Below are 25,067 nucleotides of genomic sequence, written 5' to 3'. Positions count from 1 at the left end.
GGTCCCATTCCGAACCCGGTAGTTAAGCCTCTCAGCGCCGATGGTACTGCATGGGAGACTGTGTGGGAGAGTAGGACGCCGCCGGACCTTTTTTGGTCGAGGGTCGCCCCGTTTTCTGGGGCGGCCCTCGACGCATGTTCGGCCCCGCCAAAGTAGGCTGCAAGGGTCAAGTGGACCACCATCAAGAACAGTGACGGACGTGATGAGCGCGGAAGAGGACGGCCGCAGCGACGACAACCGCGGGCGGCGGGGGAACAACGGTGGGCGGAACACGCCCGGCCGTCGCGGGGGCAACGCGCGTGGAGGGCCTGGCGGCGGCCCGTCCGGGAAGCCGCAGCAGGGACGGGGGCGTCCCGGTGCGGCTCGTGAGGAACGTCGGCCGGACCGTCCGTTCAAGCGTGCCGGTGACCGTCCGGGATCCGGTGGCGGTTCCCGAGGGCGGGACGAGCAGCGCTCCGATCGTCCCTACAAGGGATCTAGCGACCGGCGGGCCGGTGCGGGCTCGAAGGGGCGGGACGACCGGCGATCCGATCGTCCGTTCAAGCGTTCGGACGACCGGCGCCCGGGATCCGGTGAGAGCCGCGGCGAGCGGCGTCCCGGAAAGTTCGAGCGGGACGATCGTCAGGGCGCCCCGCGACGTGACGGAAAGTTCGGCGGCCGGCCCGGTGAGCGGCGCGAGCGGCCCCGGGACGGTGAAGGCCGCGACGCGCGGGGTCCCCGCGCCGGTGGCCAGGGGGAGCGCCGGTTCCAGGATCGTGACCGGCGCGGACCGCGCGATGACCGACGTGGACCGCGCGATGACCGACGTGGACCGCGCGAAGACCGACGTGGACCGCGTGATGACCGGCGCGGGCCGCGCGAGGAGCGGCGTCCCGGAAAGTTCACGCGGGACGGGCGCCCCGGCGACCGCGACAGGCCGTTCAAGGGCCGAGGCCCCGGGCGACCGCAGGACTCGGACCGGCGGACGCCGCGGGAGCGCGGCGAGCGGGAGAGGCCGGCGCCGACGCATGACGACCCGTTGCTGCCGGACGACGTCACGGGCGAGGAGCTGGACGCGGACGCGCGCCGTGGGCTGCGAAGCCTGCCGAAGGACCTCGCGAGCCGGGTGGCGCGTCACCTCGTGATGGCGGGACGGCTCGCCGAGGACGACCCGGAACTGTCGTACCGGCACGCGAAGGCCGCGCGGCGGCTCGCGTCCCGTGTCGGGATCGTTCGGGAGGCCGCCGGGATCGCGGCCTACCACGCGGGGGAGTGGGCGGAGGCGCTCGCCGAACTGCGGGCCGCGCGTCGGCTCGGCGCGGGCGACGACTCGTACCTGCCGGTGATGGTCGACTGCGAGCGCGGGCTCGGACGTCCGGAGCGGGCGCTCGACCTGGTGAAGTCGCCGGAGGCCGAACGGCTCGACCCGATGGGGCGCATCGAGCTGCGGATCGTCGAGTCGGGGGTCCGCCGGGACCTCGGGCAGTACGACGCCGCCGTGGTCGCGCTGCAGATCCCCGAGTTGCGGGATCGGAGGCTGCGGCCGTGGTCGGCGCGGCTCTTCTACGCCTACGCGGACGCCCTTGTGGAGGCGGGCCGCGCGGAAGAGGCCATCGACTGGTTCGCGCGGGCGGCGGCCGCCGACCGTGAGGGCGAGACCGACGCGGCCGAGCGGTACGCCGAGCTGGACGGGCTCCTCATCCTCGACACCGAGGAAGGGGAGACGGAGGTCGAGGCGGTCGAAGTCGAAGCCGAGGCCGAGCCCGCGGCGCCGACCGACATCGAGTTCAAGCCCGCCACCCCGGAGGAAGCCGCGGTGCCGGACGAGGGCCTCCCCCAGGCGCCCGCGGTGTTCCTCGAACCCGAGCAACCGCGGCATGAGGCGCCCGAGGGAGAGTTCGTCGAGGAGCCGCTCGGAGACGAGCCGCCGGAACAGGACCGCCCGGACGACAACGGATAGGTTCACGGACGACCTGAAGACGGGCACGTCCGGGCTGCGCCGGGCACAACGGATTCCTGCGGGCGGCGGTTCACGAAGCCGCCGGGACGAGACGCGGGATGCGAGCGCGGCGAAGCCCGGACGTCCGGTGAGGCAGATGATCGCGTGTTCGTGCGCTGCCGCATCGGCGTCCGTCGGCTCGACCGGCCCCGTCCATGTTCGGTGGGTCGGGGCTGCCGCCCAACCGGCGACGGTGATGCGCCTGCGGGAGGCCGGAGGCAGGGGCGGCCCGTCTGACAGGACCGGCTAGTAGTCGCAGTAGCCGCACGTGCAGGGCGGCTCGTACATGTCTCGTCTGCGGCGTTCGTCGCCGCGGCGGGCGAGAAGATGCTGCGGCAGGTGGTCCTGCATCTGCCACCACTCCAGCGTGAAGGCGTGCTCGTCCTCCGCGTAGACCAGGAACGGGCCGTTCTCGTCCAGCGGCTCGTACCCGTACCAGCGGTCCTTCCGGGCGAGCACCGTGCCGGCGGCGGGCTCGGCGGAGCCGCCTCCCAAGAGGTTGTAGACGCCGTGGACGTCCGCCGCGGTGATGTCGCGCACGGGGGTGAGCACGAGCGGCCAGCACGCGGGATCGTCGGAGTCGTCGACGTCCTCGGGCACTTCGGGGGATCGCCCGCCGAGCGCGTTCACCCGCCACTCGCCGATCCCGGTCGCGCGGCTTATCTCGGCCACGGGGACACCGGCGCGGGCCGCGTGCGCGGCCAGCGCCTCCGTCTCGGTGAGACCATCGCGCCCGCGCTCGGCCGCTCTCGCGGCTTCGCCGGCCGTGCGCAGCCAGTGGCCGGGGTCGCAGGTGTCCGGTACCGGGTCGCCGAGGTGGTCGGCGCAGCGGCTCCCGGGGCCGGCGGGCGCCTCGTTGGTACAGAAGGAGTGCCCGCACAGCTCGATGACCCGCTGGGTGCCCAGCTCGGGGTCGAAGCGGGTGCATGCCCGGAACGTCCGTCTGGGCCTGCCGCCCGTGGCGGTGAAGAACCGTATGCGCTCACTCCGCTCGGCGCGCTCGACCTGGAACGTCCTCACCTCCCAGGCGGAGAGGACATGCCCGGCCATGGCGATCGCCAGGGCCGGGAAGGGCCGGAAAGGCAGGGAGCTGGATTCGTCGAGGGTCGGGATCTCGGTGAACGGACGGCGGGTGTCGGCGTCGTCGAGGTGTCGGAGCGCGAGCGCCAGGAGTTGCGCGGCGTCGACGTGCGTGCCGTCGGCTTCGGTCATGCGCTCTCCGTTCAGGGGTACGGCGGCCGGGCCGTGAGCAGGCTGGACCGGAGCGTACTCGGCAGGCCTCCGGTCACCGAAGCGCTTTTCAACGGGGTCCCGGGGCCGTAGGGCTCCGCACTCGGACTGCCCCCAGTCGTCGATGCCCCGGCGCACGGCCAACCGCAGATCGTTGGAGCCCCTGTCCGGGGCGGGCGGACGGTGGCCGTGAGGTCACCGCGCTCGCGTCCACTGAGCCTTCGCGTCGCCCCCGACCCCGGCCCGCGTCCGCGTCCGCTTGAGGCCGGTATTGACGGACGTGATCTTTCATTCGATAGTCACGGGACCGTTGCCGTTCGGGGGGATTCGTCGGGATATGTTCCCGGCGTTTCCGACTCCTTGGGAGCATCATGTCCCTTGATCGACGCAAGTTCCTGTACGTCGCGGCGGCGGCCGGTGGTGCGGCCGCGCTCCCGGGGGCGCTGTGGCGCCGGGCGTTCGCCGACGGTCCCGCGCAGCCCGGCACGAGCCCGTACGGGCCGCTCCGGGCGGCGGACGCGAACGGGCTGCAGCTCCCGGAAGGGTTCAGCAGCCGGGTCGTGGCGCGGTCGCTGCAGCGGGTGGAGGGCACGCGGTACACGTGGCATCCGGCGCCGGACGGGGGCGCGTGCTTCCCCGACGGGGACGGCTGGATCTACGTGAGCAACTCGGAGGTCCCGGTCGTGGGCGGCGCGTCCGCCGTGCGGTTCGAGGCGTCCGGGCGGGTGACGTCGGCGTACCGGATCCTGAACGGGACGACGCTGAACTGCGCGGGCGGCGGGACGCCGTGGAACACGTGGCTGTCGTGCGAGGAGCACGACTGGGGCCTGGTGTTCGAGACCGATCCGCGCGGGGAGGACGACGCGGTGGCGCGGCCCGCGATGGGGCGGTTCAAGCACGAGGCCGCCGCGTGCGACCCGGACCGGCACGTCGTGTACCTCACCGAGGATCAGGGGGACGGCTGCTTCTACCGGTTCGTCCCCGAGACGTGGGGCGACCTGTCGGCCGGGACGCTGCAGGTGCTCGTGGGCTCCGGGCCGGGGGCCGTCCGGTGGGCGGACGTGCCGCGGCCGGAGTTCTGGTGGACGCCGACGCGGGACCAGGTCGAGGGCGCGATGCGGTTCGACGGCGGCGAGGGCTGCCACTACAGCGACGGGACCTGCTACTTCACGACGAAGGGCGACGGGCGCGTGTGGGCCTACCGCGCGGCGGCCGAGCGCCTCGAGATCGTCTACGACGACGACCTGGTGACCGGCGAGGCCCCGCTGACGGGCGTCGACAACGTGACGGCGTCGACGTCCGGCGACCTGTACGTCGCCGAGGACGGCGGCAACATGGAGATCAACATCATCACGCCGGACGGGATCGTCGCGCCGGTGCTGCGGGTCGTCGGGCACGACGAGTCCGAGATCACGGGGCCGGCGTTCAGCCCGGACGGGTCGCGCCTGTACTTCTCGTCGCAGCGCGGAGAGAGCGGGTTCATCGGCGGAACGGACGGGCGGACGTACGAGGTCACCGGCCCGTTCCGCCGCTGACGGACGTCACGCGCGCCGGTCGAGGGCGTGCATGATCCCGGCGACGTTGCTCTCGGCGCTGCTGAGCACCTCGTACTTGGCGGCGATCTCCGGGTCGACGTCCGGGCGGGACACCGCGTAGCGGTCGCGGGTGCGCTCCACGACCATCGCGACGGCGTGGTCGAGGTCGAGCCCCTGGTCCCGGGCGTCCTTGACGTGGTCGACCCAGACGCGCAGCTCCTCGGCGGAGCGCTCGAGCGTGTCCTCGACCTCGGTGACGGGCCCGTAGTGCGCGAACAGGAGCCGCTGCGGGCCCAGCGCCCGGAACTTGCCGAGGGACGCCAGCGTGGTGTCGAGGTCGAAGTCCGGCGGCGGCGTCGCGGGGCGCACGTCGGCCGTCTCGGGGATGTACACGCCCGCGGCGTCGCCGACGTAGAGGTCGCCGGTCTGGGAGTCCATCAGCCCGACGTGGTGCTTCGCGTGGCCGGGCGAGTAGTGCGACTCGAGCCGCCGCCCGCCGCCGAGGTCGATCGTCCCGGTCTCCTCGACGGCGCGGATGCGCGCGGCGTCCGTCGGCTTCAGCTCGCCGAACAGCGTGTCGAGGCTGTCGCCGTACACCATCCGGGCGCTGCGCATGAGCCGCGACGGGTCCGCCAGGTGGCGGGCGCCCTTCTCGTGGACGACGACCTCGGCGCGCGGGTACATCCGGGCGATGTCGCCGACGCCGCCCGCGTGGTCGAGGTGGATGTGCGTGACGACGACGGTCGCGAGGTCGTCCGCGCCGACGCCGAGCTTCCGCAGGGCGGCCTCGACGACCGGGGCGGACCCGGACGTCCCGGGCTCCACCAGGCACGGCCGGTCGCCCAGGATCAGGTACCCGGCGGTGATGCCGCTGTAGCCCGCCATTCGCGTGTCTATCTCGTACACGTCGCCGCCGAGCGGCGTGATCGTGGTCGTGGTGTCCTCCATCCGTCGATCATCGCCCCGCACCCCTGCTCCCCGCCACTTCTCCCCGCGATCACCGGGCGATCACCTCGGACGCGGCGGCCGGGTCAGTGCTCCGTTGCCAGGAGGCGGAGGACGAGGCCGGTGCGGGGTTTCGGGCCGAACGACGTGGACTTGCGGGGGACGCGTTCGCCGCGGTCCGCTACCGCGAGGACGTCCTCCACGCGCAGCGGGTTGAGGACGACCGCGGTGCCGCCCGTCCGGCGGGCGCGGTCGATCGCGGCGGACGGGTCGTCGTGCACGACCTCGATCGCGGTCTCGTTCGCGGGCACGTTCCAGGCGTCCTCGATGAGCAGGTGGTCGAGGACGGCGGTGTCGAGGCGGCGCCACTGGGGGGAGTGGTCGGACGGCATGACGCGGGCGAGCGCGCGCGGGTCGGGGTCGGTGAGCAGGCGCGGGACGTCGCCGCCGCCGAGCAGGAACGCGGGGCGCGGCGCCTCGGCGAGCGCGCGGACGGCGGCGGCCTCGCCGGGCACGTCGGTGACGCGGAAGACCTTGCGGGCGCGTTCGGCGGCGTCGTCGGGGCGGAGGCCGGGCAGGACGCGGTGGATCGCGCCCAGGTGCGGCGGGTAGCGGGTGGAGTCGACGAGGAGGGCGAGGCCGCGGTCCCACGGGCCCGGGCCGTGGCCGGCGGCGCGGTGGCGGGCCTGCAGGGCGCGGTAGGTGGCGTAGCGGTGGTGGCCGTCGGCGATGAGCGCGCGGCGCCCGCGCAGGTCGGCGGCGACGCGGGCGTGCCGGGACGGGTCGGTGACGCGCCAGAGCCGGTGCGTGAGGCCGTCGGCGGCGATCTCCAGGAGGGGATCGGTGAGCGCGGCGTCGTCGACGACGCGCGCGGCGTCCGCGCCGCCCTCGTAGACCAGGAAGATCGGCTCCAGGTTGGCGCCGGTGGCCGCCATCAGGGCGAGGCGGTCGCGGACCGGGCCGGGGAAGACGTTCTCGTGGGGCAGCACGGTCCGGTCGGCCTCCGCGCGGACGCCGAGGCCGCCGATGAGGCCGCGCTGCAGGACCGTCCCGTCCCGGGCGGCCTCGTAGACGTACAGGGCCGGTTCGGGGTCGATCGCGAGCGCGCCGTCGGTGAGCCAGCGGCGGAGGGTGCGGCTCGCGTCGGCGTAGCTCTCCCCGGTGGCGCGCGGCATGTTCAGCCGGACGATGTTGTGCCCGCCGCTCGCCAGCAGCCGCCGGACGGCCGTGTCGTCGATCAGGTCGTAGGGCGGGGTGGTGACGGCGGCGAGGTCGCCGGCGACCTCGGGGACGAACCGGACGCCGCGGAACGGCGCGAGTTCGAGGCCGCCGGACGGGCCGGACGCGAACCCCGCCGAGCCGAACACGCGGGCGCTGAACTCCTCGGGCCCGATGTCGTCCGGGATGCCCGGGATGTCTCCCGGGGGTTCGTCCACGGTGCCGTCCACCGGTTGCATGGTAATCGCCTGGAGGCGGTCTGCATTCCAGTGGGTACGTTCAAAGGGGCGTATGTGCGAGGGGAGGTCCACGTGAGTGTTCAAGGACCGGGCAGGCCGGACGATTCCCCCGGCGAGGAACCCGCCGCCCCGGCGGGCGGCGTCTACGAGTGGTACACCCGAGGGCTGGAGCTGCTGCGGGCGGGCAGTGCGGGCGCGGCCCTGCAGTTGCTGATGCGGGCGGCCGAGGCGGAGCCGGGGTCCCACAGCATCCGGGAGGCGCTCGGACGGGCGCAGTTCGGGGCGCGGCAGTTCGGGGCGGCGGCCGAGAGCTTCCAGAGCATCGTGGAGGAGGAGCCCGCCGAGGACTACGCGCGGTTTGGGCTCGGGCTGTCGCTCAGCCGGATGGGCGACTTCGAGGGCGCGGTGCAGCAGCTGGCGCTGGCCGCGGCGATGCGGCCGGGGAACAAGGACTACGAGCGGGAACTGCGGCACGCCCGGGCCACCTTGAAGGCCAGACGCTGACTACCGGTGAGTAGCCCCGCACCGTACGATCGTCCGGGTGTGCGACCGGAGGGAGTGCGATGAAGGGCAGTGACCGGCCCCTGTGCGAGGTGTACGACGTCGCCCTGCTGGACCTGGACGGCGTCGTCTACATCGGCCGCCGTCCCGTCCCGGCGGCGGCCGAGGCGGTGGCGAAGGCCCGCGCGGCGGGACAGCGCGCGGCGTTCGTCACCAACAACGCGTCCCGGACGCCGTCGGCGGTGGCGGCGCTGCTCACCGAGGTCGGCGTCCCGGCCGCGCCGGAGGACGTGGTGACGTCGGCGCAGGCGGCGGCGCGGCTGCTGGCCGAACGGCTCCCGGCGGGCGCGGAGGTGCTCGTCGTCGGCGGCATGGGGCTGCGGCACGCCCTGTACGGCGAGGGCCTGCGCCCGGTGTCGGTCGCCTCGGAGCGGACCGCGGCCGTGGTGCAGGGCTACGACCCCGGGCTCGGGTACGGGCTCCTCTCGCAGGGCGCCCAGGCGGTGGCGCGCGGGGCGCTGTTCGTCGGGTCGAACGGCGACCTGACGATCCCGGGCGGCGACGGCCCCCCGCATCCGGGGAACGGGTCGCTGCTGCGGGTGATCGCGGGCGCCACCGGCGTCGCGCCGATCGTCACGGGCAAGCCGGAACGGCCGCTGCACCGCGAGTCGATCCGCCGGACGGGCGCGCGGCGGCCCCTCGTCGTGGGCGACCGGCTCGACACCGACATCGAGGGCGCGCACAACGGCGGCGCCGACAGCATGCTGGTGCTGACCGGGGTGACCGACCCCCTCGGCGTGCTGACCGCGCCGCCGCACCGCCGCCCGTCCTACCTGGCGCCCGACCTGACGGGCCTGCTCGTCCCGCACCCCGAGGCGACGGCGTCCGCGGACGGGCACCGCTGCGGCGGCTGGACCGCGCGGCGGGACGGCGACGCGTTCGCCGTCACCGGCTCCGGCGACCCCTACGACGGCCTCCGCGCGCTGGCGTCCGCCGCCTGGAGCAGCCCGGAGCCCCCGCCCGCGGACGGCCTCACCGGGGCGCTGCGGGCGATCGGCCTCGGCTAGAGCAGCTTGCGGAGCCGCAGCAGGTCGCCGATGCTCGCCTCGATCTTGAGGCGGCCGGTCGCCCACGCCTTCGCGGGGTTCAGTTCGTCGTCCGCGAGCGCGACCAGGTCGTCGCTGCCGACCGTCAGCCTGACCTGGGCGCTCCCCGGGTCGTCGTCCGGCCGGACCGGGTCGAGGCCGTCCGCGTGCAGGCGGGTCCGGTAGGCCAGCCCGAGGTCGGGGACGCGGCAGCTGATCGTCCGCTCGACGACGTGCTCGGCGAGCCGGTCGGCGTCCACCTCCGCGAGCCGCGCGACGATCTTGTCCAGCGCCGCCCGGCAGTCCTCGTCGTTCGCCATGGTCAGGCCGTTCCCCGTTTCCGTCCGCAACGATCCGTTCAGTGGGACGGTAGCGTTCTGAGCGAGCCCGAGGCGACTCGAGGCGCGCCGGGGAAGTTGCAGGGAGGTAAAGGTGATGTCCGACGAGGCCGCGGAGGCCGTCGAGGCGGCGGAGCGGCCGCCGGAGCCGGAGTTCCCGGCGGTGCCGCCGCCCGAGCCCACCGGCGACCCGCGCGTGGACGCCGTTCTCGCCCGGCTCGGCGACCTGGCCGGACGGCCCGTCCCCGAGCACGTCGAGGTGTTCGAGGACGTCCACCGGAGCCTCCAGGAGCTGCTCATCTCCGCCGAGAGCGCCCCGGAGGGCGGGGCCGGCGACGCGGGACGCCCCGTGCCGCCGCCCCGTGCCGCGTTCCCCGACGCGCTGCGCCCCCGCGCATGAGCGCACGCCGGCGGCTGGACGCCGAGCTGGTGCGGCGCGGCCTCGCGCGGTCGCGGGAGCACGCGACGGAGCTGATCGGCGACGGGCGGGTCCGGGTCGGCGGGCAGCGGGCCGCCAAGGCCGCGACGCAGGTGGAGACCGGCGCCGCGATCGTGGTGGACGAGGCCGGCGGCGGGCCCGAGTACGTCTCGCGCGGCGGCCACAAGCTCGCGGGCGCGCTGGCGGCGTTTCCCGGCCTCGCGGTCGCGGGCCGCCGCTGCCTGGACGCGGGCGCCTCCACGGGCGGGTTCACCGACGTGCTGCTGCGCGCCGGCGCCGCGCACGTGTTCGCCGTGGACGTCGGGTACGGGCAGATCGCGTGGTCGCTGCGCACCGACGACCGCGTCACCGTGCTCGAGCGGGTGAACATCCGCGACCTGGAGCCGGGGATGCTGGGGGACGGGCCGCCGCCCGACCTCGTGGTCGGCGACCTGTCGTTCATCTCCCTCAAGCTGGTCCTGGACCCGGTGCGGCGCTGCGTCGCGCCCGACGCGGACTACGCCGTCATGGTGAAGCCGCAGTTCGAGGTCGGCAAGGACCGCGTCGGCGCCGGCGGCGTCGTGCGCGACCCCGAACTGCGCGCGGACGCGGTGCGCGGCGTCGCGGCGCACGCGGCGACGCTCGGGCTGGGCGTGCGCGGCGTGACCGCGAGCCCGCTGCCCGGCCCGTCCGGCAACGTCGAGTACTTCCTGTGGCTGCGGGCGGGCGCCCCCGCCCTGGACGAGGACGCCCTCGCGAAGGCCGTCGCGGAGGGCCCGCAGTGAGCGCCCGGTCCGGGCGGGACGTCACGAAATCGGTACGGCCGGCCGTTCCGGGAACGCCCGGCACGGACACGTTCGTCAACACGTCGGTACATCGCGGCGCGGCGGGGAGTGGGGCGAGAGCATGAGCACGAGGTCGGTGCTGGTCGTGGCGCACACCGGACGGCCCGAGGCGGTCCGCAGCGCCCAGCTGGTGATCGAGCGGCTGTCGCAGGCCGGCATCGCGGTGCGGGTGCTGGCGGACGAGGCCGACGACATCGGCTGCCGGGACGTGCAGGTGATGCCGCACGCCACGGCCGCCGAGGGCGCCGAGGTCGTCGTGGTGCTGGGCGGGGACGGGACGCTGCTGCGCGCCGCCGACCTGACCCGCGCGTCCGGGACGCCGCTGCTGGGCGTCAACCTCGGCCACGTGGGCTTCCTCGCGGAGGCCGAGCGCGAGGACCTCGCCGCCACCGTCGACCGGGTGTGCACCCGCCAGTACGAGGTGGAGGAGCGGATGACGATCGACGTCACCGTCCGCCGCAACGGCACGGTGATGGGCACCACGTGGGCGCTGAACGAGGCGAGCATCGAGAAGTCCGAGCGGGAGCGGATGCTGGAGGTCGTCGCCGAGATCGACGGCCGCCCGCTGTCCAACTGGGGCTGCGACGGCGTGGTGTGCGCCACACCCACCGGGTCGACCGCGTACGCGTTCTCGGCGGGCGGGCCCGTCGTGTGGCCCGAGGTCGAGGCGATGCTCGTCGTGCCGATCAGCGCGCACTCGCTGTTCGCCCGCCCGCTGGTGGTGTCGCCCCGCTCGTCGGTCGCCGTGGAGGTGCTGGCCGACACGCCGGGCGCGGTCTTGTGGTGCGACGGGCGCCGCACCCTCGACCTGCCGCCGGGCGCGCGCGTGGAGGTGCGGCGCGGCGCCGAGCCGGTGCGGCTGGCCCGCCTCCACCTGACCCCCTTCACCGACCGGCTGGTCACCAAGTTCGGCCTGCCGGTGACGGGCTGGCGCGGCCGCGTCCGGCAGCCCGCGCACCCGACGCCCCCGACCGAGGATCGGCAGGTCATGCGGGTCCCGGACGGGTGCGGCGACGGCCCGTCCGGCGAACCCGGCGACGCGCCGGGCGGCGGTCGTCCGGACGGCGCCGCCGGAGCGCCCGGGGAGGCGGCGGGGGAGCAGAAGGGATAATCTCCACAGGCGCCGATCGGGGAATCGTTTGCGGAGGGTTGTGACGCTGGTGCGTCCGATGGTCGATGAGGTGCGGATTCAGGGCCTCGGGGTGATCGACGAGGCCGTGCTCGATCTGTCGCCGGGTTTCAACGTCGTCACCGGTGAGACCGGGGCCGGCAAGACGATGGTGGTGACCAGCCTGGGGCTGCTGTTCGGGGGCCGGGCCGACCCGCAGCGGGTCCGGCCGGGCGCCGACCGGGCCACCATCGAGGGCCGGATCGTCGTCGACCCCGGCGGCCGGGTCGTCGAGCGCGTCGAGGAGGCCGGCGGCGAGCTGGACGACGACGCGCTGATCGTCACCCGGTCGGTGTCGGCGGAGGGCCGCTCCCGGGCGTTCCTCGGCGGCCGGTCCGTCCCGGTCAGCCTGCTGATCAACCTCGCCGACGACCTGGTCGCCGTGCACGGGCAGTCCGACCAGCAGCGGCTGCTGCAGACCGCGCGGCAGCGCGCCGCCCTGGACCGGTACGCGGGCGGGTCGCTCACCAAGCCGATGCGCGCCTACACGAAGACCTATCAGCGGCACCGGAAGGTCGCGGCGCTGCTCGAGGAGATCACGACGCGGGCGCGGGAGCGCGCGCAGGAGGCCGAGATGCTCCGGTTCGGCCTGGAGGAGATCGAGAAGGCCGACCCCCGCGAGGGCGAGGACGTCGAGCTGGCCGCCGAGGAGGAGCGCCTCGGGCACGCCGACGCGCTGCGCGGCGCCGCCGACACCGCCCACGAGGCGCTGCTCGGCGACCCGGCGGCCGCGTTCGAGGCCGCGAACGTCACGAGCCTGCTCGGGCAGGCCCGCAACGCGCTGGACGCCGTCCGCGAGCACGACCCGGAGCTGGCGGCGCTCGCCGACCGGCTCGCCGAGGCCGGCTACCTGATCTCCGACGTCGGCACCGACCTCGCCGCCTACGCCGAGTCCGTCGACGCCGACCCGGCGCGGCTCGCGATAGTCCAGGAGCGGCGCGCCGAGCTGACCGCGCTGACCCGCAAGTACGGGGAGAACCTAGCCGAGGTGCTGGAGTGGTCGCGGCGGTCGGCGGCGCGGCTCACCGAGCTGGAGGGCGACGACGACCGGATCGAGGAGCTGACGGCCGAGCACGCCGAGCTCACCGAGCGGCTCGCCGCCGAGGCCGCCGAGCTGACCGCCGTCCGGACCCGCGCCGCCGAGCGGTTCTCCGCCGCCGTCACCGACGAGCTGACCGCCCTGGCCATGCCGCACGCCCGCGTCGAGGTGACCGTCGCCGCGACCGGCGACTACGGCCCGCACGGCGTGGACGAGGTCGAGGTGCGGCTCGCGCCGCACCCGGGATCGCGGCCGCTGCCGCTGCACAAGGGCGCCTCCGGCGGTGAGCTGTCGCGGGTCATGCTCGCGATCGAGGTGGTGTTCGCGGGCGCCGACCCCGTCCCCACGTTCGTGTTCGACGAGGTCGACGCCGGCGTCGGCGGCAAGGCCGCCGTGGAGATCGGCCGCCGGCTCGCCCGGCTGGCCCGCAACGCGCAGGTGATAGTCGTCACGCACCTGCCGCAGGTCGCCGCGTTCGCCGACCAGCACCTGCTGGTGGAGAAGTCCGACGACGGCACCGTCACCAGCAGCGGCGTCACCGCCCTGGACCGCGAGGGCCGGGTGCGGGAGCTGTCGCGGATGCTCGCCGGGCTGGAGGACTCCGAGCTCGGCCGCGCCCACGCCGAGGAGCTTCTGGCGATGGCCGCGGACGAACGGTGACGGCGCGCGCCCCCGCCGGCGGGACGGGCGAACGGTGACCGAACGATGATCGAACCCGGGCGTCCCGGGCGGCGTCAAAGACATCGGGGGCGCGGTACGCGCCTCGACGAAGCCCCAAAGACTACAGAGGGTGCGGGAACGGACACGCCTGGACACTCGTCCTTACCGTCGTTCGCGCCCGTGCTCTGGCAGGATGGCAAGCGATGAACGACCCGTCACCCACCACCGAGCGTCGCGCCGGTCTCGCCCAGCGGCTGCCGCGCCGCGTGCTCGCGCTGGGCCGCGGCCGCGACGACGGCCGGCAGGGGGTCAGCGCCACCGTCCGGCTCGACCGCCGCACCAAGAACCTCACCAAGCGGCTCCAGGCCGGCGACGTCGCCGTCATCGACCACGTCGACCTCGACCGGGTCAGCGCCGAGGCGCTGGTGTCCTGCCAGGTCGGCGCCGTCGTCAACGTCGCGCCGAGCATCTCCGGCCGCTATCCCAACCTCGGCCCGCAGATCCTGGTCGAGGCCGGGATCCCGCTGATCGACGACGTCGGCCCGGACATCTTCACCAAGCTGCAGGAGGGCGACCAGGTCCGCGTCGAGGACTGCACCGTCTTCCGCGGCGACGAGGTCGTCACCAAGGGCATGGCGCAGACCGCCGAGACCGTCGAGGCGGCGCTCGTCGAGGCCAAGGCGGGGCTGTCCACCCAGCTCGAGGCGTTCGTCGCCAACACGATGGAGTACGTCAAGCGCGAGCGCGACCTGCTCATCGACGGCGTCGGCGTCCCCGAGGTGCGGACGAAGCTGAACGGGCGGCACGCGCTGATCGTCGTCCGCGGCTACCACTACCGCGAGGACATCGCCACCCTGCGGCCCTACATCCGCGAGTACCGGCCGGTGCTGATCGGCGTGGACGGCGGCGCCGACGCGCTGCTGGAGGCCGGCTACCGCCCCGACATGATCGTCGGGGACATGGACTCGGTCTCCGACGACGCGCTGACCTGCGGCGCCGAGATCGTCGTGCACGCCTACCGGGACGGCCGCGCGCCCGGCCTCAAGCGGGTGCAGGAGCTCGGGCAGGACGCGATCACCTTCCCGGCCACGGCCACCAGCGAGGACTGCGCGATGCTGCTCGCCGACGAGAAGGGCGCCTCGCTCATCGTCGCGGTCGGCACGCACGCCAACATGGAGGAGTTCCTCGACAAGGGCCGTGCGGGCATGGCGAGCACGTTCCTCACCCGGCTGCGGGTCGGCAGCAAGCTCGTCGACGCCAAGGGCGTCAGCCGGCTCTACCGCAGCCGCATCTCCACCTGGTCGCTGCTGTTCCTCGTCCTCGGCGCGCTCGTCGCCATCGTCACCGCCGTCGCCACGTCGCCGGCGGGAGGCGTCATCGGCCCCCTGCTGGCCGATCGCTGGCACGCCTTCGTCTTCTGGCTCACCGGACTCTTCTCGTGATCGATTTCCGATACCACCTCGTCTCCATCGTCGCGATCTTCCTCGCGCTCGCGCTCGGCATCGTGCTGGGCTCCACCACCCTGTCGAACTCGGTCAGCGAGACCCTGCGCGAACAGGCCAACTCCGCCGCCGACAGCGCCCAGCAGGCCCGGGAGGCGCAGCGCGACCTGCAGCACCGGGTCAACGGCGAAGAGCAGTTCGCCGGGGTGCTCGCCCCGCAGATCGTCGAGAACCGCCTCAAGGGCCAGTCCGTGGTCTTGGTCGAGACCCCCGGCGCGGGCGACGACAGCATCGAGCGGGTCGGCGAGCTGGTGAAGAACGCCGGCGCCGCCGTCACCGGCCGCGTCACCGTCCAGAAGAAGCTCCTGGACGACGACCAGCGCGCCACCGTCGACGCGCTCGCCGGGCGGCTGAAGGCCGAGGGGGTCGAGTTCCCCGCGGACGCCGGCACCTACGACAAGGCGGGCACCGTGCTCGCGAGCGCGCTCGTCACCCGCGACCCGGCCGAGGCCGGCCGCGAGGACGCCGCGACCGGCGCCGTCCTCGGCGCGTTCACCGAGGCCGGGTACGTGACCACGACCGGCGAGCCGGGCCGCCGCGCGACCCTGGCCGTCATGGTCGCCCCGGCCGCCGCCTACGCCTACGAGGGCGGCGACGACGACAACGAGGCGCTGATCTCGCTGGCGTCCGCCCTCGACGCCGCCGGAAGCGGTACCGTCGTGGGCGGCCCGCCGCCCGCCGCGAGCGACGGCGGGCTGATCGCGGCGCTGCGCGACGCCGACGCCGCCGAGTCGGTCTCCACCGTCGACATCGTGGACACCGCCTCCGGGCAGGTCGTGGCGATCCTGGCGCTGCAGAAGGAGCTGGGCGGCGAGTCCGGGCAGTACGGGACGGGCGCCGGAGTGAGCGGCTACCTGCCCTCGCCCGCGCCCACGGCGGGGAAGAGCGGGTGACCTGATGAGCGGTACGGCGGGCAGGGCGGGACGCGCGCGGGCGGGCTCCCGCGCCCTGCGGACGGCGGCCGGCGCGGCGCTCGGCGCCGTCGCGGCCCGCGCCGCCTACACGGCGCTGACGCGCCGCCCGCCGGGCCTGAACGGCGCCCCGGGCGAGGAGGTCTGGGGCCGCACGAACCACCGCGGCGAGCCCGTCACCCTGCTGGAGGGCCCCGCGTTCGTCGCGGGCGCCGCCGTGGGCGGCCTGCTCGCCCCCGGCCTCGGCGCCGGGCCGGGCGCCCGGCTGCGGGCCGCCGCGCTGCTCGCGGGCGCCGGTTCGGGCGTCCTCGGCGGCTACGACGACCTGACCGGCTCGGGCGCGTCCCGCGGCTTCAAGGGGCACCTCGGCGCCCTCGCCCGCGGCGAGGTCACCAGCGGCGCCGTGAAGATCCTCGGGATCGGCGCGACCGGGCTGGCCGCCGCCGCGATCGCCGGGTCCCCGGCGCCGACCCGCACCGGCCGCGCGTTCGACACCCTGGTCAACGGCGCGCTCATCGCCGGGAGCGCCAACCTGATGAACCTGTTCGACCTGCGCCCCGGCCGTGCCGTGAAGGTCGGGCTGATCACCGGGGCGCCGCTGGCGCTGACGTCCGCCGGGTCCGCGGTGGTCGCCGCGCCGCTCGGCGCCGCCGCCGCGCTCCTCACCGAGGACCTCGCCGAACGGGCGATGCTCGGCGACACCGGCGCCAACGCCCTCGGCGCGCTGCTCGGCCTGGCCGCCGCCCGCCTCGGCCGGGGCCCGCGCCTCGCCGTGCTCGCCGCCGTCGCCGGGCTGAACGCCGCCAGTGAGAAGGTCAGCTTCACCAAGGTCATCCGCGACACGCCGGTGCTGCACCGCATCGACATGCTCGGCCGCCGCCCCGTCCCCGAGCCCGCCCCCGGAGCCGCCGCGGGCGCGGCCGTGCCGCCGCAGGCCGGTTCCGTGGAGGACGGCGCGTCGGCCCCCGACCCCGTGTAGGCGGGGCGTCCCCCCTGCATCCCAACGTGATCCCTTCCAGAGAACGCCGAGCATGCCCCCGTCCCTGCGCCGCCTGACCGGCGGCATCGCCGGGGCCGCCCTCGTCATCGCGATCATCACGGTCCTGTCCCGGCTCGCCGGGTTCGGCCGCACCTACGCCTTCTCGCAGACGGTCACCACGTCCTGCCTCAGCCAGGCGTACTTCACCTCGACGCAGCTCCCGCTCATCGTGTACGAGATCGTCGCGGGCGGCGCTCTGACGAGCATGGTGGTCCCGGTGCTCGCCGCCGCGGCCGACCGCGGCGACCGCGCCGAGGTGCGCCGCATCGGGTCGGCGCTGCTGACCTGGGTCGTCCTGCTGATGGTGCCGCTGTCGGCGCTGATGGCGCTGGCGTCCGGGCCCATCGTGGAGCTGATGGTGGGCCGCGACCTGCACGGGTGCGAGCGCGGGCCGATCGTCGACGTCGCCTCCACCATGCTCGCGATCATGGCGCCGCAGATGCTGATGTACGGCATCGCGGTCGTGCTGTACGGGCTGCTGCAGTCGCACCGCCGGTTCGTCGCGCCCGCGCTGGCGCCGCTGATGTCGAGCCTGGTGGTGATCGGCGCCTACGTCGCGTACGCGCCCCTCGGCCGGGGGTACGAGAACGACCTGGCGGGGCTGCCGCGCCCGGCCGAGCTGACCCTCGCCGTCGGCACCGCGCTCGGCGGCGTCGCGATGGCCGTCACGGCCGGGATCGCCGCCTGGCGGCTGCGGCTCGGGCTGAGGCCCACCCTGCGCTTCCCCGACGGGGTGGCGCGGCGGGTCCGGCGGCTGGCCCTCGCGGGCATCGCGACCGTCGCCGCGCAGCAGGTCGCGGCGCTGCTCGTCGTGCGGCTCAGCTACCGGGGCACCGGCGGCGCCCTCGCCAACTACCAGTACGCCTGGGCGCTGTACCTGCTGCCGTGGGCGATCCTCGCGGTGCCGATCGCCACCAGCGCGTTCCCGATGCTGTCGGCCCGCGCCGGGGAGGAGGACCGGGAACGGTTCGACCGGATCACCGCCGCGACGACCCGCGCGGTGATCCTCGTGACGTGCGCCGGCGCCGCCGTGCTGCTCGCCGTCGCGCTCCCGGTGTCGGTGGTGTTCAATCCCGGCGCCCCCGCGCAGCAGGACGTGCTGTCCCTCGCCGTCCTGGCGTTCGCGCCGGGGCTGCTCGGCTACGGGCTCGTCGCCCACCTCGGCCAGCGCGTCCTGTACGCCTGCCACCGGGGCCGGGCGGCCGCGCTGGCGGTCGTGGCCGGGTGGGTGACGGTGATGGCCGCCGACCTGGTCCTGGTCGCGCTCGTGGACCGCGAGTCGGTCGTCGCCGCGCTCGGCGCGGGCAACGCGATCGGGATGACGGTGGCGGGGACGCTGCTGCTGGCGGTGCTGCTGAGGGCGCGCGGGCGGGCCGCGCTGGAGGGCGTCCCGCGGGTGCTGGCGGCGGGCCTGGCGGGCGGTGCCGGGGGAGGCGCCGCCGGGTACGCCGTGTCGTCGCTGGTCGGCGCGGACGGCCAGGCGGCGGCCATCGGCACCGGGATCCTGGCGGCCGGTGTCGCCGCCGCCGTGTTCGTGATCATCGTGTACGTCATCGACGGCCGGGACCTGCGGGCCGTCCTCACCAGGAAGGTCGCGCGGGATGCCGGATGAACCGGAGCCGAACGGGCTGGCAGAGCATGGGGATCTGGACGGGCTGCGGGTAGCGCTCGTCCTCGGGACGGCCGCGGGCGGCGTCGGCCGGCACGTGCGGTCGGTCGCGGCCGGGCTGGCCGAGCGGGGCGCGCGGGTGGTGGTGTGCGGGCCCGCCGACACCGACGACCGGTTCGGGTTCGCGCGGCCGGGCGTCCGGTTCGCGGCCGTGGACCTCGCCGACCGGCCCCGCCCGCTGCGGGACGCGAAGGCCGTCGGGCGGCTGCGGACGCTGCTGCGCGGCGCGGACGTCGTGCACGCGCACGGGCTGCGGGCGGGCGCGTTCGCGGTGGCGGCGTGCGCGCGGCCCGCGCCGGGGCCGCTGCGGATCGCGCGCGGCGGGCCGCCGCTGGCGGTCACCCTGCACAACGCCGTCATCACCGGGGGCCGGACCGCCGTGATCTACGGGGCGCTGGAGCGGGTCGTGGCGCGCGGCGCCGACGTCGTGCTCGGGGTGTCGCCGGACCTGGAGGAGCGGATGCGCGACCTCGGCGCCCGCTCGACGGGCCACGCGCTCGTCCCGTCGCCCGCGCCGCGCGCCCAGCCCGGCCCGGCCGCCCGCGCCGACCGGCGCGCGGAGCTGGGGGTGGGGGAGCGGCCGCTGATCCTCACGGTGGGGCGCCTCGCCGACCAGAAGGGCTACCCGACGCTGCTGGACGCCGCCCGCGGCTGGGCGGCGCGGGAGCCGCGGCCGCTCGTCGCGATCGCGGGGGACGGGCCGCTGGAGGACGAGCTGCGCGACCGCGTCGACCGCGAGGGGCTGCCGGTGGTGCTGCTGGGCCGCCGCCGGGACGTGCCCGAGCTGCTGGCGGCCGCCGACGTCGCGGCCGTCCCGAGCGTGTGGGAGGGGCAGCCGCTGATCGTGCAGGAGATCCTGCGGGCGGGGCGGCCGCTGGTCGCGACGCGGGTCGGCGGGATCCCGGGGCTGGTGGGCGCGGCCGACCGGAGCGGCGGCGGGCTGCTGCAGGGGCCCGAGAGCGAGGCGGCGCTGCTCGTCCCGCCGGGGGACGCCGGGGCGCTGGAACGCGCGGTGAGCCGGGTGCTGGACGACCCGGCGCTCGCGGCGCGGCTGGCCTCGGCCGCCGCCGCGCGGGCGGCGCTGCTGCCGGGCGAGGACGACGCCGTCGACCAGCTCGCCCGCCTCTACCGGGAACTGCGGGACGGCCGCGGCGGGCGCGGCGGGCGCGGCGGGCGCGGCGGGCGCGGGAGCGGCGGGTGACTGGACCTTAGACGCCTCCTCGCGGGCGCGAGTTCCGAAGAACGTCAAAAAATTTTGGTGGAACGGGAACCGGCCGATGGGGCACCGCGTTTAAGGGGGCAGTGGAGGGGAGTATCCCTGCGCGCGGTTCTCGTCAGCACGGCCGGTCCATACCGTCCCGGGTTCCGCGGCCCGTTCCCTGCAGGGCGGGAGAGACCTCCGGCGCTCGAACGTGTCCGCCGGAGGAGAGTTCACCTTGTCCGTTGCCCCCTGGGTCTGGGTCCTGACGCTCGTCGGGATCCTCGCCGTCATCCTCGCCGACCTGTTCCTCATCCACCGGAACGACACCCGGGAGTTCAGTACCCGGCGTGCCGCGTTCTGGTCGTCGGTCTACATCGGCCTCGCCGTGGCGTTCGGCCTCGGCGTCTGGGCCTTCTCCGGAGGCGAGTACGCCGCGCAGTACTTCGGCGGCTTCGTCACCGAGAAGAGCCTCAGCGTCGACAACCTCTTCGTGTTCATGGTGATCCTGGCGCGGTTCGCCGTGCCGAAGCGGTCCGAGCACACCGTGCTGATGGCCGGGATCATCATCGCGCTGGTGCTGCGCGGCATCTTCATCGCGGTCGGCGCGGCGGCCCTGGCCGCCTTCACCTGGGTGTTCTTCATCTTCGGCGCGATCCTCATCTGGACGGCCTTCGGGCTCGTCCGCGGCGAGGACGACGACGAGGTCGGGGAGAACGGCATCCTGCGCTGGGCCAAGCGGGTCATCCCGACGGCCGACCACTACGACGGCAACCGGTTCTTCACCCGGGAGAACGGCCGCCGCCTCGCCACCCCGCTGCTCATCGTCATGATCGCGATCGGCACCACCGACGTGCTGTTCGCGCTGGACTCCATCCCGGCGATCTTCGGTCTGACCACCGAGCCGTACCTGGTGTTCACCGCCAACGCGTTCGCCCTGATGGGCCTGGTGCAGCTGTACTTCCTGCTGGGCGGACTCGCCGACCGGCTCGCCTACCTCAGCCACGGGCTGGCGTTCATCCTCGGGTTCATCGGCGTCAAGCTGATGCTGCACGCGCTGCACGAGTACGGCTTCCACTGGGCCCCGGACATCCCGATCTGGCTGTCGCTCTCGGTCATCGCCGGCACCCTCGTCGCGGTCACCGTGGTCAGCCTCGTCGCCCCGCCGAAGAAGAATGCCGCGCCGAAGGCCGCGAAGGCCGAGGACGGGCAGGTCGAGGGCGACGCGGCGGCCGGCGAGGAGCGGGACGCGCGCGCGGCTCTCGACTGAGACCGGGGTCACCGTCCCGCCCGAACAGAACTCTGTTCTAGAATCGCGCCAACAGCGGTCTCAGAAGGGTTGGACGCATGGCCATCGGGCTGACCGAGGAGCACGAGGCGCTCGCCGAATCGGTGCGCGGCTTCGCCGAGCGCAACATCCCGGCGACGGTCGTACGGGCCGCGCTGGACGCGGACGAAGAGACGAGGCCCGCCTTCTGGTCGGCCCTGGCCGAGCAGGGCCTGCTGGGCCTGCATCTCGACGAGAAGCACGGCGGGCAGGGCTACGGCCTGCTCGAGCTGGCGATCGTGGTGGAGGAGCTGGGCCGGGCCGCCGCGCCCGGTCCGTTCCTCCCCACGGTGCTCGCCGCCGCGGTGATCGACGCCTCCGGCAACGCCAAGGCGTGCGCGGAGCTGCTGCCGGTCCTGGCGGACGGCTCCCGCACGGCGGCGGTCGCCCTCGAGGGCGCGCTGACCGCGCGCCGCGACGGCGACGCGCTCGTCGTGTCCGGGGAGGCCGCCACGGTGCTCGGCGCGTCCCTCGCGGACGTGCTGGTCCTGCCGGTGACGGCGGAGGACGGCGCCGAGCACTGGGTCGCGGTGGACGCGGCCGACGTCACCGTGACCTCGGTCGAGAGCCTGGACCGGGTCCGGCGGGTCGCGAAGGTCGAGGCGTCCGGCGTCACGATCACCGCCGACCGGCTGCTGGACGACGTCACCGCCGGCCGGGTCCGGAACCTGGCGGCGGCGCTGTTCGGCGCCGAGGCGGCGGGCGCGGCCGGCTGGCTGGTCACCACCGCCGCCGAGTACGCGAAGGTTCGCGAGCAGTTCGGCCGCCCGATCGGGCAGTTCCAGGGCGTCAAGCACAAGGCCGCCCGGATGCTCATCGCGCTCGAGCAGGCCCGCGCCGCCGCCTGGGACGCGGCCCGCGCGATCGACGACGCGTCCCCCGACGCCGGCTTCGCCGCCGCGGTCGCCGCGGTGATCGCCCCCGACGCGGGCGTCCAGACGGCCCGCGACGCCATCCAGATCCTCGGCGGCATCGGGTTCACGTGGGAGCACGACGCGCACGTGTACCTGCGCCGCGCGCTCACGCTGCGCGCGCTGCTCGGCCCCGCGAAGGACTGGGCCGCCGCGGTCGCCGCGACGGCCCTCGCCGGCGGCCGCCGCGAGGTCGTCCTGGAGCTCGACGAGGACGCGCAGCCGACCCGCGAGCGGATCCAGGCCGAGATCGCCGAGCTGGCGAAGATCGAGGACAAGGCCGAGCGCAACGCCCGGATGGGCGACGAGGGCTGGACCGTCCCGCACTTCCCGAAGCCGTGGGGCCGCGCCGCCGGGCCGGTCGAGCAGGTCCTCATCCAGCAGGAGCTGAAGGCCGCCGGGGTCAAGGCCCCGAACCTGGTGATCGGCGCGTGGCTGGTGCCCTCGCTCGTCCGCTACGGGACCGAGGAGCAGAAGGAGCGGTTCCTGCGCCCGACGCTGCGCGGGCAGATGATCTGGTGCCAGCTGTTCTCCGAGCCCGGCGCCGGCTCCGACCTGGCCTCCCTGTCGATGAAGGCCGAGCGGGTCGAGGGCGGCTGGAAGCTCACCGGCCAGAAGATCTGGACGTCGATGGCGCAGCACGCCCAGTGGGGCTTCTGCATCGCCCGCACCGACCCCGACGCCGCCAAGCACGACGGGATCACGTACTTCCTCGTCGACATGAAGGCCGAGGGCGTGGACGTCCGCCCGCTCCGCGAGCTGACCGGTGACGCCCTGTTCAACGAGGTCTTCCTCGACGGCGTGTTCGTCCCCGACGAGCAGGTCGTCGGCGAGGTGAACAAGGGCTGGCAGGTCGCCCGCAACACCCTGTCCAACGAGCGGGTGTCGCTGTCGACCGGCGGCGGCCTCGGCATGGGCGTCCCCGAGCTGCTGAAGTTCTTCCAGGGCAAGGAGCTGGACGCCGTCGCGACCAGCGAGGTCGGCAAGCTCATCGCGCAGGGCCAGTCGATCGACCTGCTCGGCCTGCGCACCACGCTCAAGCAGCTCAACGGCGTGGAGCCGGGCGCGGAGGCGAGCGTCCGCAAGCTCCTCGGCGTCCAGTTCAACCAGGACGTCGCCGACTACTGCTGGGCGTCGCAGGGCGCGGCCGCCACCACCGAGGTCCCGATGACCGAGGGCGGCATCGTGGCCCGCGCGATGCTGTTCAGCCGCTCGATGACGATCTACGGCGGCACCACCGAGGTGCAGCTGAACATCATCGGCGAGCGGCTCCTCGGCCTGCCCCGCGACCCCGAGCCCGGCAAGTAGCGCGAGTCCCGCGATCCCTGCGGGGGAAACCGTGCGCGGACATCGGCCACCGGGCACGCTTCGCGCGGCCTCGGGCGTCTCGCGCGTCCGGGGCCGTGCGGCGGTGCCCGGTCAACGCCGCGGGCGGAAGGTGTAGGTGACGTTCAGCAGGACGATCGCCGCCAGGGCGAACACCAGCCCGGGGAGCCCGGCGTTGATCGCCGTGATCGCGCTCAGCGGGATCGCGGCGAGCAGCGACAGCACCGCGAGGGCCAGGCTGTGGTCCCGCTCGGACGTCACCGCCGCGGGCGCCCGGACGGGCCGGGCCCGCGGCGCGGGCGCCGGGGCGTGCGCGGCGCGGGCGTCGAGCGTCTCCTCGATGCGGTCCACGACCGTCTCGATGAAGGCGTCGTCGTACTCGGGACCCAGTTCCCGCCGGGCGGCCAGCGCCGCGGTCAGGTCCTCGCGGGGCAGGCGTGGGGTCGTCATGCTCCGGTTATACGCGGGTCCGCCCCGCCGAAGCGTCACCCCGGGGAGGTAACCTCCGGGTCCCCCGCAGGTGGCGGACGGGTGCCCGGCGGGCGGGCCCGTCCGCCGGGGCCGGCCCCGGCCGCCGCGTGCCGCTACTCGCCGGTACACTGCCGCTTTCGCCGCCGAGACGCTCCGGAGGTTCCCGTGGGACTGCGGGCCCGAATGACCGCCCTGGCCGGGTGCGCGGCCGCCGCGCTCGTCCTCACCGGATGCGGCGGCGGGGGCGGGGAGGGCGGGGAGGGCGGCCACGGAGGGACGGGCGCCGCCGGGTCCGCGCCGCCCACCGCGATGGCGCCGCTGCCGCGGGTTTCCCCGGCGGCGGTGAAGCCGCTGGTGGGGCGCTGGGTCGGCAAGGCCAAGGACTACTTCCAGTTCACGGCGGACGGCAAGGGCGTGTGGATGAAGGGCCGGCACGAGCTGTGGAGCGGAAGCGTGATACCCGAGGGCGGGCGCGAGTTCCGCTTCTCCTGGAAGGGCGGCGACCCGAAGACCGCGTCCTACTGGGGTGTCACCCTCGGTGAGAAGGGCGACGAGTTGACGTTCGCCGGGACGAACCAGACGTACACGAAGGTCAAGGACAAGGGATGAGCGAGAGCACGGTGTCCGAGGTCGCGTCCGGCGAGCCGGCGGGGGACGGCGCGTTCGCCTCGCCCGCCGACGCGGCCGCGAGGCTGGCGGCCGTCCGGTACCTGACCGACGAGGCGATCGCCACGACCGTCTTCCTCGCGCAGGCGCTCGGCAAGCCGCTGCTGGTGGAGGGGCCCGCGGGCGTCGGGAAGACCGAGCTGGCGAAGGCCGTCGCGGCCGCCACCGGATCCGAGCTGATCCGGCTGCAGTGCTACGAGGGCCTGGACGAGGCCCGCGCCCTGTACGAGTTCAACTACAAGAAGCAGCTCCTCGCCATCCAGGCGGCGCCGGAGGACCGGGCCTGGCAGGAGACCCACGACGACATCTTCTCCGAGGAGTTCCTCCTCGAACGGCCGCTGCTGGCGGCGATCCGCCGCACCGGCCCGACCGTCCTGCTCATCGATGAGGCCGACAAGGCCGACGTCGAGGTGGAGGGGATGCTGCTGGAGGTCCTGTCGGACTTCCAGGTCACGATCCCCGAGCTCGGCACCGTCGAGGCCGTCCGGCGCCCGTTCGTGCTGATCACCTCGAACGCCGCCCGGGAGCTGTCGGAGGCGCTCAAGCGCCGCTGCCTCTACCTGCACCTCGACTACCCGGCGCCCGAACGGGAACGCGACATCGTCCTCGCGCAGGTCCCCGGCATCGAGGCGGAGCTCGCCGAGCAGCTCGTCCGGACGGTCGGGACGCTGCGGGCGCTCGAGGTCAAGAAGGCCCCGTCGATCGCCGAGACCGTCGACTGGGCGCGCACCCTGCTCGCCCTCGGGCTGGACGACCTGGACGAGGCGGCCGTCGCCCGCACCCTCGGCGTGGTGCTCAAGCACGCGTCCGACCAGGAGCGCGCGACGAAGGAACTGGGGCTGGGCTGA

General features: G+C 74.8%; 21 protein-coding genes, 1 rRNA gene and 1 pseudogene. 18 read left to right on the top strand and 5 right to left on the bottom strand.

The annotated features are described in order from the left end of the window. Nucleotides 1–87: ribosomal RNA gene (gene rrf, locus AB0L25_RS35330) — 5S ribosomal RNA — on the top strand; the annotation flags it as partial. A 931-nt stretch (nucleotides 88–1,018) separates the two neighbouring features. Then, the gene (locus AB0L25_RS35325; protein ID WP_500177266.1) at nucleotides 1,019–1,939 is read left to right on the top strand and encodes a hypothetical protein; all 921 of its coding nucleotides are present in this window, start codon (nucleotides 1,019–1,021) and stop codon (nucleotides 1,937–1,939) included. A gap of 285 nt (nucleotides 1,940–2,224) precedes the next feature. On the opposite strand, the gene AB0L25_RS35320 is transcribed toward AB0L25_RS35325, so the two are convergent. After that, complete coding sequence (locus tag AB0L25_RS35320; protein WP_500177265.1) at nucleotides 2,225–3,190, bottom strand: hypothetical protein; 966 nt, start codon at nucleotides 3,188–3,190, stop codon at nucleotides 2,225–2,227. A gap of 389 nt (nucleotides 3,191–3,579) precedes the next feature. On the opposite strand from AB0L25_RS35320, the gene AB0L25_RS35315 reads away from it, so the two are divergent. Continuing rightward, the gene (locus AB0L25_RS35315) at nucleotides 3,580–4,743 is read left to right on the top strand and encodes an alkaline phosphatase PhoX (RefSeq protein ID WP_500177263.1); all 1,164 of its coding nucleotides are present in this window, start codon (nucleotides 3,580–3,582) and stop codon (nucleotides 4,741–4,743) included. Nucleotides 4,744–4,749: 6 nt separating this feature from the next. Here AB0L25_RS35315 and AB0L25_RS35310 read toward each other — a convergent pair whose 3' ends face one another. Together AB0L25_RS35310 and AB0L25_RS35305 are read right to left on the bottom strand one after the other, a co-directional pair. After that, complete coding sequence (locus AB0L25_RS35310) at nucleotides 4,750–5,691, bottom strand: MBL fold metallo-hydrolase (protein WP_500177261.1); 942 nt, start codon at nucleotides 5,689–5,691, stop codon at nucleotides 4,750–4,752. Between the two features lie 83 nt (nucleotides 5,692–5,774). Continuing rightward, entirely contained in the window at nucleotides 5,775–7,055 is a 1,281-nt protein-coding gene (locus tag AB0L25_RS35305; RefSeq protein WP_500177268.1) for a DUF1015 family protein, read from the bottom strand. Between the two features lie 162 nt (nucleotides 7,056–7,217). Here AB0L25_RS35305 and AB0L25_RS35300 point away from each other — a divergent pair, with 162 nt between their 5' ends. Together AB0L25_RS35300 and AB0L25_RS35295 are read left to right on the top strand one after the other, a co-directional pair. Then, nucleotides 7,218–7,649 carry a tetratricopeptide repeat protein gene (locus AB0L25_RS35300; RefSeq protein WP_500177259.1) on the top strand — a complete coding sequence of 144 codons (432 nt, stop codon included), beginning with the start codon at nucleotides 7,218–7,220 and terminating at the stop codon, nucleotides 7,647–7,649. 59 nt (nucleotides 7,650–7,708) lie between these two features. Continuing rightward, complete coding sequence (locus tag AB0L25_RS35295) at nucleotides 7,709–8,713, top strand: HAD-IIA family hydrolase (RefSeq protein ID WP_500177258.1); 1,005 nt, start codon at nucleotides 7,709–7,711, stop codon at nucleotides 8,711–8,713. Here the strand turns inward: AB0L25_RS35295 and AB0L25_RS35290 are convergent. Next, nucleotides 8,710–9,051, bottom strand: coding sequence for an SCP2 sterol-binding domain-containing protein (locus AB0L25_RS35290; RefSeq protein ID WP_500177256.1), 342 nt, complete (start codon nucleotides 9,049–9,051; stop codon nucleotides 8,710–8,712). The two genes, AB0L25_RS35295 and AB0L25_RS35290, sit on opposite strands and share 4 nt — an antisense overlap. 115 nt (nucleotides 9,052–9,166) lie before the next feature. Here AB0L25_RS35290 and AB0L25_RS35285 point away from each other — a divergent pair, with 115 nt between their 5' ends. The 11 genes and pseudogenes from AB0L25_RS35285 to AB0L25_RS35235 all read left to right on the top strand — a co-directional run bounded on the left by AB0L25_RS35285 (nucleotide 9,167) and on the right by AB0L25_RS35235 (nucleotide 23,064). Then, nucleotides 9,167–9,469, top strand: coding sequence for a hypothetical protein (locus AB0L25_RS35285; protein ID WP_500177254.1), 303 nt, complete (start codon nucleotides 9,167–9,169; stop codon nucleotides 9,467–9,469). After that, on the top strand, nucleotides 9,466–10,272 hold the full coding sequence (locus AB0L25_RS35280; RefSeq protein ID WP_500177252.1) for a TlyA family RNA methyltransferase: 807 nt from the start codon (nucleotides 9,466–9,468) through the stop codon (nucleotides 10,270–10,272). Before AB0L25_RS35285 ends, AB0L25_RS35280 begins: the two co-directional genes overlap by 4 nt. 121 nt (nucleotides 10,273–10,393) lie before the next feature. Further along, nucleotides 10,394–11,275: pseudogene (locus AB0L25_RS35275) on the top strand (NAD kinase); the annotation flags it as partial. Nucleotides 11,276–11,501: 226 nt separating this feature from the next. After that, the gene (recN, locus tag AB0L25_RS35270; RefSeq protein ID WP_500177250.1) at nucleotides 11,502–13,199 is read left to right on the top strand and encodes a DNA repair protein RecN; all 1,698 of its coding nucleotides are present in this window, start codon (nucleotides 11,502–11,504) and stop codon (nucleotides 13,197–13,199) included. A gap of 203 nt (nucleotides 13,200–13,402) precedes the next feature. After that, on the top strand, nucleotides 13,403–14,641 hold the full coding sequence (gene steA, locus AB0L25_RS35265; RefSeq protein ID WP_500177247.1) for a putative cytokinetic ring protein SteA: 1,239 nt from the start codon (nucleotides 13,403–13,405) through the stop codon (nucleotides 14,639–14,641). Beyond that, complete coding sequence (locus AB0L25_RS35260) at nucleotides 14,638–15,594, top strand: copper transporter (RefSeq protein WP_500177245.1); 957 nt, start codon at nucleotides 14,638–14,640, stop codon at nucleotides 15,592–15,594. The genes steA and AB0L25_RS35260 overlap by 4 nt, the downstream gene beginning before the upstream one ends. Nucleotides 15,595–15,598: 4 nt before the next feature. Continuing rightward, a complete protein-coding gene (locus AB0L25_RS35255; RefSeq protein WP_500177243.1) occupies nucleotides 15,599–16,591 on the top strand; it encodes a hypothetical protein in 993 nt (330 codons plus the stop codon). 52 nt (nucleotides 16,592–16,643) lie between these two features. After that, nucleotides 16,644–18,263, top strand: a complete 1,620-nt coding sequence (gene murJ / locus AB0L25_RS35250; protein WP_500177241.1) for a murein biosynthesis integral membrane protein MurJ — start codon at nucleotides 16,644–16,646, stop codon at nucleotides 18,261–18,263. Next, nucleotides 18,253–19,521 (top strand): glycosyltransferase family 4 protein, encoded by a 1,269-nt coding sequence (locus tag AB0L25_RS35245; protein WP_500177240.1) that lies wholly within the window; start codon nucleotides 18,253–18,255, stop codon nucleotides 19,519–19,521. Before murJ ends, AB0L25_RS35245 begins: the two co-directional genes overlap by 11 nt. Nucleotides 19,522–19,756: 235 nt before the next feature. Further along, on the top strand, nucleotides 19,757–20,788 hold the full coding sequence (locus AB0L25_RS35240) for a TerC family protein (protein ID WP_500177238.1): 1,032 nt from the start codon (nucleotides 19,757–19,759) through the stop codon (nucleotides 20,786–20,788). Between the two features lie 77 nt (nucleotides 20,789–20,865). Continuing rightward, on the top strand, nucleotides 20,866–23,064 hold the full coding sequence (locus AB0L25_RS35235) for an acyl-CoA dehydrogenase family protein (RefSeq protein ID WP_500177237.1): 2,199 nt from the start codon (nucleotides 20,866–20,868) through the stop codon (nucleotides 23,062–23,064). 111 nt (nucleotides 23,065–23,175) lie between these two features. Here AB0L25_RS35235 and AB0L25_RS35230 read toward each other — a convergent pair whose 3' ends face one another. Further along, the gene (locus tag AB0L25_RS35230; protein ID WP_500177235.1) at nucleotides 23,176–23,532 is read right to left on the bottom strand and encodes a hypothetical protein; all 357 of its coding nucleotides are present in this window, start codon (nucleotides 23,530–23,532) and stop codon (nucleotides 23,176–23,178) included. A gap of 204 nt (nucleotides 23,533–23,736) precedes the next feature. Between AB0L25_RS35230 and AB0L25_RS35225 the strand changes: the two genes are divergently transcribed. Both AB0L25_RS35225 and AB0L25_RS35220 read left to right on the top strand, forming a co-directional pair. Then, on the top strand, nucleotides 23,737–24,162 hold the full coding sequence (locus AB0L25_RS35225) for a hypothetical protein (RefSeq protein ID WP_500177234.1): 426 nt from the start codon (nucleotides 23,737–23,739) through the stop codon (nucleotides 24,160–24,162). Then, a complete protein-coding gene (locus tag AB0L25_RS35220; protein WP_500177232.1) occupies nucleotides 24,159–25,067 on the top strand; it encodes an AAA family ATPase in 909 nt (302 codons plus the stop codon). Before AB0L25_RS35225 ends, AB0L25_RS35220 begins: the two co-directional genes overlap by 4 nt.

This window comes from Spirillospora sp. NPDC052242 (assembly GCF_040679555.1).
Classification (GTDB): domain Bacteria; phylum Actinomycetota; class Actinomycetes; order Streptosporangiales; family Streptosporangiaceae; genus Spirillospora.
This window is presented reverse-complemented; position numbering and strand designations above follow the sequence as displayed.